Origin of the sequence: Desulfobotulus sp., from assembly GCF_034006065.1 — a bacterium.
In the GTDB taxonomy this organism is placed as follows: domain Bacteria; phylum Desulfobacterota; class Desulfobacteria; order Desulfobacterales; family ASO4-4; genus Desulfobotulus.
In genome coordinates this window covers 1-7,326 of sequence record NZ_JAVETM010000078.1, presented here as the reverse complement: position 1 = coordinate 7,326, position 7,326 = coordinate 1, and the positions used below count along the sequence as shown (strand labels likewise).

The following is a 7,326-nucleotide window of genomic DNA, read 5'->3' as shown; positions in this document are numbered from 1 at the left end:
GTGGAAAAATATTCAAGGCTGTTGGCGTAGCCATGCCACAGGCAATTTGCGAAATATAAAAAAGAGCGTTTTGGGAAAACAGGATGGCAGGTGGTGCCAAAGGTTTGTTATTGCTTTTTATCATGTTGAATTCATTGGATTATTGAAATTGAACTGTAGAAGATGAGTCATGTAGTTGTCGGAAATATACTAAGAGTTATTCAGGTGGATCCGCCACCTGAATAACTTTTAGCAATTATATGGACTTATGCATTATTCTAATTATTGGAGTGTACACTCATGCAATATGAAAAAAAAATATTCGTAACAGGTTTGTTCATTAGCGTTTTTGGACTTGCATGTATTACTGAAGAAATTCATGGATGTTTTATGGCAGCAATCAGCATGTACACATATTGGTTTGGACAAAGCCCCGCAACACTTTTTAGTTTTTTACCAAAGATATCCATATATATAATCAGTATTGGGATACTAACAACTCTGCTTTCTATAGTTTTTTACCGCATACAAGGAAAATTAATTTTGCGGCAACCCACCACGCATACTCAACTAAAACTCAGACGTTTAAAACTAAATCGTTTTGAGAAAAGAAGAATGTACTTTCATGGCCTAATCTATTTACTCATAACCTTACACATTACCTTGGCAACATTGGGAATAATTGATCTAAAAAGCATATGTCCACGCTCATGGATGTCAATGATGGCAAAAGGTGTATATGGTACTGCTGCAATTTTTTTTGCATTTATTTTATTATTTGTTTTTATATGGGGAAGAGGCTTATGCGCTTGGGGATGTGTTTTCGCTCCCATACAGGAGCAATCAACCAATCTGCTCAAAAAATGCGGTATGAATCCAGAAAACAAGAAATTTAACCCAACTCCTTTTCTAGCAATTACAACGGGTTTAATGCTGGCAAGAATTATACATTCAAATTATATAAATTTTGAAACTATTTCTTTTAATGCAAATGCGGGCTATGCACTGGATAGCGTATACTACTATTGGGTTTTTTGGGGCGGTGTGATAACGTTCATTCCTATGGTTGCCTTCTTCACTTATTATCTGGGGAATAGATGGTTCTGTAAATACATTTGTCCACTCGGTGGCTTGCAGGCACTATACTCAAAATTCAGCATCATAAAAATTCGGATAGATAAGAAAAAATGTATATCTTGTAACATGTGTTCAAAAAAATGCCAGATGAGTATAGACATAAAAAAACATCTTGAAAGTCCAAAGAGTTACATTAATGATAGTAAATGTATTGTCTGTGGCGATTGCATTGATGCCTGCCACAAAAAAGCCCTCTATTTCGGCTCTGTTTTCTCAAAAAACCACAAATCGGAAACTAATAATGCCAACTTTGACACCAAGGTAAAGCCAGCAGCATAATAAATTTCACATACTCAGCAATCATCGGCATCCATTGGCCGGTGCATAAAATAAGTCAGGAGGTAGGATGGATTTTGATACGGTTTTCAATACATACCATCCCAGAGTCTTAAAGTATCTTTCAAGACTGGTGGGTAAAGATGACGCCGAAGATGTCACGCAGGAAGTATTCATAAAAATCAATAAAAGCCTGGACACTTTTCAAAATGACTCCCATCTATGGACATGGATATACAGAATCGCAACCAATACGGCCATGGATAAACTGAGACTTTCCTCCCGCGAAAAAAGGAAAACGACCTCTTCACGTGACGATGTTTTTTCTGAAAATCTGTTTGAAGGCTTGCAAAATTATAATGGTAGGCATTTCAAATCCTTTGAGGAGGAATTTACTCTTGGGGAAATGAATCAGTGCATCAGAGACGAAATTGATACCCTCCCGGAAATTCACAGAACCGTACTAATTCTGAAGGATATCCACGGAATGAGCAACAAAGATATTGCCAATACTCTTGAAATTTCAATGGAAACCGTAAAAATTCGTCTTCACCGTAGCAGGACCGCTCTCAGGGAAAAACTGGCTCTCTGTTGTTTTTTATACCGCAACGAAAATAATGATTTTGCTTGTGAGCCTAAAGACAGTAGAGTTAAACTCTTAACGAGATAATGAAAAAGAATTTCGTTTTTGGGGGCCTTCTTTCTGATCTGATCGCAGCGATCAGGTATTTTTATCTGTGTCGAGTGGGAAATAAAGTTTTTAGTAAGGCCACAGGCAAGCGCGATATTTTTACAAGAAGGGGGGCAGAGTTTTGGGCTCCCTGTCCTGTGCGGAGGAGGAGTCCAAGAGAGGAAGAAGAAAATGGAGGAAAGGACATCCTGTAAAAACTTGTTACCGTTCAATGGATGGGATAGGTGGATTGCATCTGATTTCGGAATCATTCTCCATGATGAAATGAAAAGTTTGACACCCTGAAGGGAGGGTACCATGCGACATCGGGAAGCAAGGGAAGAGGATATTTCCGTAATATGCGGGTTTCCGACAACGGCAGAGGAACTTTTTCACTGTTTTCCAAAAGCGGATTTTCCGCTGACAGAAGCGGCGTTGCGGGAAAGCATGGCGGCACGTTCGGATTCAACGGTGGTGGAACTTTCAGGTCATGTTGTGGGTTTTGCTAATTTTTACCGCTGGAAAGACGGCGTCTGCGCCATCGGCAATGTGCTGACAGCTCCCCATGCCAGGGGGACTGGCGTTGCAAGCTTTCTCATCGGACATATGATCCGGCTCGGTTCTGAGAAGCATGGGGCGCACACTATCACGGTGTCCTGTTTTCACACGAATGTCGCAGGGCTGCTTCTTTACCCGAAGCTGGGTTTTCGCCCCTTTGAAATTGAGGAAAGGAAGGATCACAGAGGAAATCGGGTGGTATTGATTCATATGCGGATGGGGACAGGCTTGGGGTGTTAATGGTTTGGTAAATTAGGATGTCTTGGCACAAACGAAGCACAACTTCGGTTATCTTACCCCCTTTCATGGTGCCCCCTTATCTTCTGAAACCCACAGCTGCATGAGAAGAAAAATATCCGTGTTATCGATAAACTCTCCCGTGAAATCCGGATCAAAGCCTGCGATGAGCCCTGCAAAATAGCTGTCCCTGCTGTCCACAAGGCTTTTCAGCAGGCCGGAAACCCCTTCGCCTTTCACGTACAGGGGAACGGGCAGATTGCTGTGGAGACGGGAGTGAAAGACCATCTCCGGCATGTTCCCGGCCCCGCGATCCTGTACAGGTGTGAAGGTGCGACTTTCCGATCCCCAGAGGTAACCGCACTCATGGTCGGATGTGACAATGAGCAGGGTTTCTTTCCAGCTGCTGCGGTTTTCCACCCAGTCCGCCACGGCGGCAACGGCCTCGTTGAAATCCCGCTGTTCTTCTATCAGCCGTCCCTTTTCGTTGCTGTGGGCCGCCCAGTCCACAGCCCCCCCTTCCACCATGAGAAAAAAGTTCTTCCCGTTTGCGGAAAGGGCGTTCAGGGCACCCCTACTCATCACGGCAAGGCTTGGGGCTTCAGGATTGGGGGTGGATCTGTCCACAAGCTGCCGGTCGCCGGATCGCGCCTGCTGGAGAGTGGTGGCGGCCCTTGCAAGTCCAAGCACTTTGGTATGGATCTGATCGCCCCTGGCCAGAGCCTCAAAATCTGCTTTGGCATCCATGAAATGCCAGGTGCGGCCGTCTTTGGCGATAAGCCCTTTTTTGCTTCTCAGCTGCTGAAAGACCCCTTCGCCGCCCACGTATTTATATTCCTGGCCTGAAGTTTTCAGATTGCCATTGTTGTCGTACAGGGGATGGCCTGCGCCCATGAGCACATCCAGGTCACTGGCGTACAGCATTTCCTGGGCGATTTTTTCATAGTTGTTTCGCGAAAGATCGTGGGCCACCATGCCAGCGGGTGTGGCGTGGCTGATGGGAACCGAGGTGACAAGTCCTGTGGCCATTCCCTGATCCGTGGCGATTTCCACGATGTTGGGCAGGGGTAAACCATAAGGATTGGTGCCTATCCTGCCGGGGAGGGTCTTTACCCCCGTTCCCATGGCTGTGGCAGCGGCTGCCGAATCCGTAGCCTGGCTTGGCTGGGGGTCAAAGCCCTTCCATTCGCTCTCTGGGGTGTAAGCGCCGGTTGCGGGGTGGGTGGTCACCAGGTATTTTTCCGGAAAAGCTGTATAAATGGGCTTTTCTCCGTGAAAATAAGCCGTGGCCATGACCGTTCCAAAGCCCATGCCATCGCTGATCATGAGGATGAGGTTTTTTGCAGCGAGCGGTGCGGCAAAAAACAGGATCAGCCAGAAGGCAAGAATCTGCATGCGGAGATGTTTTGACATCTTGAACTCCCTGAATCAGGTGAGAATACGCCTGGGAGTTTATACAAAAGGGACGAAAAAGGCCAGGGCGTGGTGGAAGATCCAGGCAAAAAGGGGCTTCGGGATCCTTGAGAAAATGAGGACCTGTTTTTTTGGGAGCCGCGAGTTTTTGTCCCGGAACAATTTTCTACCGCACCCAGATTTCCACACGCCGATTTCTGGCCCTTCCTTCAGGATTTTCGTTGGATGCCACAGGCAGTTCCTGCCCGACACCAAGGGCCTCAACCGTGTACACTCCCCGGGCTTTCAGGGCATCTGCCACCACCTCGGCCCGTTTCATGGACAATTCCTGGTTGTAGGCATAAGCGCCATGGCTGTCCGCAAAACCCGCAAGCAACACTTTCCTGCCGTGGTTTTCCGGTTTTTCCAGGAAAGCAATCACCCGTTGCAGATCCCGCATGCTCCGGCTGTCCAGCTCAAAGGCATTGGATCGGAAGCGAAAATTGAGGGAAAGCCTCAAAGATCCTTGCACGGCCCTGGCATAGGCTTCCACAGGAGGGCTGACCTGGGTCGTGGTATCTCCGAGCGGGACAAGAGCAGCAAAGGTTTTGATGCTGAGATCCACAAAGCCCGTATCCGCAGCTTTTTTCTGGCCTTCGTCTGAAAGGGCGTAGTGGATGAAATCCAGCACATGGGGATTGGTCGAGGCCGCAGCCGTGTACAGATACAGCCTGCGGGACAGGGGATAGTCTTCCGTGGCCACGGTGAAGAAGGTGGGAAAGATCGCTCCTCCACCCTCCACCCGCACGGCAAGGGCTTTGGCGCGGTTGACATAGGGCAGGCCCGTAAACCCGATGCCCTGTGCATCGCGAACCACGGAATCGGAAAGAAGGGTGTTGGATTCAAAACGCTTTGCCCCTTCGTGAAGTTTTCTTTTACCCAGCACCAGCCCCTTGAAGGTATCGTAGGTGCCGGATTTGTCGTCCCTGGCATAGACCTGAATGACACCATTCAGGCGGCTTCCCGTTTCTTCCCAGCGGTTTGCCCGGCCTTCAAAAATATCGGCGATGGTGTCCACGGAAAGGGCTTCCAGGCTGTTGGAAGGATGGGTGATGATGGCAATGCCGTCCAGCCCTGCCACATGTTCGGAAGCCACGGCTTTCATGTCTCCCAGGTGCTGAAGATCAAGGATTTCACTTTCTTTGATTTCACGGGAAGACATGCCGATGTCACAGCTTCCGTCCTTTAAGGAAGCAAAGGCTGTGGAAGAACCATGGGCTTTGATTTCCACCGCAAGCCTTTTTCCTGCCAGCATGCCGGAAACCTCCTGCTCCTCCGGAGAGCTTCCTTTTTCCGTACGAATGTCCTCTGCGCCCAGTTTTTCAAGATACCCGACTGCCAGATCCGGAGCATACTTTGCTCCGATGGTGTTGGAACCGTGAAGACGGAGGATGACCTCACGCATCACCGCTTCCGGGGTCAGGATCAGGTTTTCCGATGCGCCGGTGATGTACCAGCCGGAAGCCTCCTGATAGCCCTCCGCCTTTGCGGTGAGGAGAAAACGCTGCACCCGGATGCCTGTAAAATTGGCCCTCCCGTCCGTATCCGTACTTTTCTGGAGCTGCACATCCTTATCCGCAAGAAGGATCTGCACCCCGGCAAGGGGGCGGCCTTCAGGGGTGAGAGCCCGGATGGAAAAGTGGTCCGGCGTTTTGGTCGGGCTCTGGTTTGCGGAAATGGAGCCTGCTTCGGAAGATCCTCCCTGGATCTGAAAAAAGAGAAAGCCCACAAAGCCGAGAACCAGGCTCAGAAATACCATGATGGTCAAAGACTCCCTGTCACGCAGCATTTTTTAAGCTCCTTTTTTCATGAAGATCCTGCCTTTAAAAATGACATACGGGGCAGGCCTACAGGAGCTGTATTCAGTTTTGATGAGATCCGGGAATGGAATACCGTCGTGTTTTTTACACATGGAAAGCCAACACGCCTGCAACACTTCCTGAATATGCCAACGCTACCCTTGCTTGGTTTCACAACATCAATCAGGGGGAATTCATGGATATCACGGTCATCGGAACGGGTTATGTGGGGCTGGTCACAGGCGTTTGCTTTGCGGAAATGGGTAACCGGGTCATCTGCGTGGACAGGAATGAAGAGAAAATAAAAGATCTGGGCCAGGGCAGGCTTCCCATCCATGAGCCGGGTCTCGGGGACATGCTTGCAAGAAATCTTGCATCCGGCACACTTCATTTCACCACAACCCTTGAAGAAGCCATGGCCCATCCCAGGGTCTGCTTCATTGCCGTGGGAACACCCACCCAGGAAAACGGAGCTGCGGATACCTCCCATGTGCTGGCAGCGGCCCGTGAGATTGCTGCAGCCATGGAAGGCCCCACCCTGGTGGTGAACAAATCCACGGCTCCTCCTGGCACCTGCGATGCCATTGCCCGCTGTATCGGTGAAGGTCTTCTGCAGCGTGGCCTGAACATCCCCTTTGATGTGGCCAGCAATCCGGAGTTTCTCAAGGAAGGAGATGCTGTGGCGGACTTTATGCGGCCGGATCGCATCATCATCGGGATCCATGGGGAAAAGCGTGCAGCTCATGAAACGGTGGAAAGCCGGGAGATGCTTTCCAGGCTTTACGCCCCATTTTCCCGGAATCATGACAAGCTCTTTTTCATGGGTATCCGGGATGCGGAAATGACCAAATATGCGGCCAACTGCATGCTGGCCACTAAAATTTCCTTCATGAACGAGATGGCCGCCATCTGTGAGGAAGTGGGGGCGGATGTGGAAAGGGTCCGCAGGGGCATCGGTGCGGACAGCCGCATCGGGTATGCCTTCATCTATGCGGGGTGCGGATATGGAGGCTCCTGTTTCCCGAAAGACATCCGTGCTCTGATCCGTTCTGCGGAGGAGCTGGGGCTTTCCGCAGATATCCTTAAAGCCGTTGAAAAACGGAATGCAGCCCAGAAGAACCGGCTTTTTGAAAAGGCCCTTGCCTTTTTTGACGGGGATCTTTCGGGCAGACGTTTTGCCCTCTGGGGTCTTGCCTTCAAGCCCGGAACGGACGACAT

At 49.3% G+C, this 7,326-nt stretch carries 6 protein-coding genes; 4 read left to right on the top strand and 2 right to left on the bottom strand.

Translation table 11 applies throughout. The features are described from left to right. Window positions 1-369: 369 nt before the first annotated feature. From RBR60_RS15750 to RBR60_RS15740, 3 genes are all read left to right on the top strand, one after another. Entirely contained in the window at window positions 370-1,395 is a 1,026-nt protein-coding gene (locus RBR60_RS15750; protein WP_320358543.1) for a 4Fe-4S binding protein, read from the top strand. Between the two features lie 67 nt (window positions 1,396-1,462). Beyond that, window positions 1,463-2,062: a sigma-70 family RNA polymerase sigma factor gene (locus RBR60_RS15745; RefSeq protein ID WP_320358541.1), complete on the top strand. Its 600-nt coding sequence runs from the start codon at window positions 1,463-1,465 to the stop codon at window positions 2,060-2,062. Between the two features lie 318 nt (window positions 2,063-2,380). Next, complete coding sequence (locus RBR60_RS15740) at window positions 2,381-2,860, top strand: GNAT family N-acetyltransferase (RefSeq protein ID WP_320358539.1); 480 nt, start codon at window positions 2,381-2,383, stop codon at window positions 2,858-2,860. 63 nt (window positions 2,861-2,923) lie between these two features. Here RBR60_RS15740 and RBR60_RS15735 read toward each other — a convergent pair whose 3' ends face one another. After that, window positions 2,924-4,270 carry an alkaline phosphatase gene (locus RBR60_RS15735; protein WP_320358537.1) on the bottom strand — a complete coding sequence of 449 codons (1,347 nt, stop codon included), beginning with the start codon at window positions 4,268-4,270 and terminating at the stop codon, window positions 2,924-2,926. A 166-nt stretch (window positions 4,271-4,436) separates the two neighbouring features. Beyond that, window positions 4,437-6,098: a substrate-binding domain-containing protein gene (locus RBR60_RS15730; RefSeq protein WP_320358535.1), complete on the bottom strand. Its 1,662-nt coding sequence runs from the start codon at window positions 6,096-6,098 to the stop codon at window positions 4,437-4,439. Between the two features lie 206 nt (window positions 6,099-6,304). Between RBR60_RS15730 and RBR60_RS15725 the strand changes: the two genes are divergently transcribed. Next, on the top strand, window positions 6,305-7,326 hold a 1,022-nt coding region (locus RBR60_RS15725; protein ID WP_320358533.1), incomplete at its 3' end, for a UDP-glucose/GDP-mannose dehydrogenase family protein.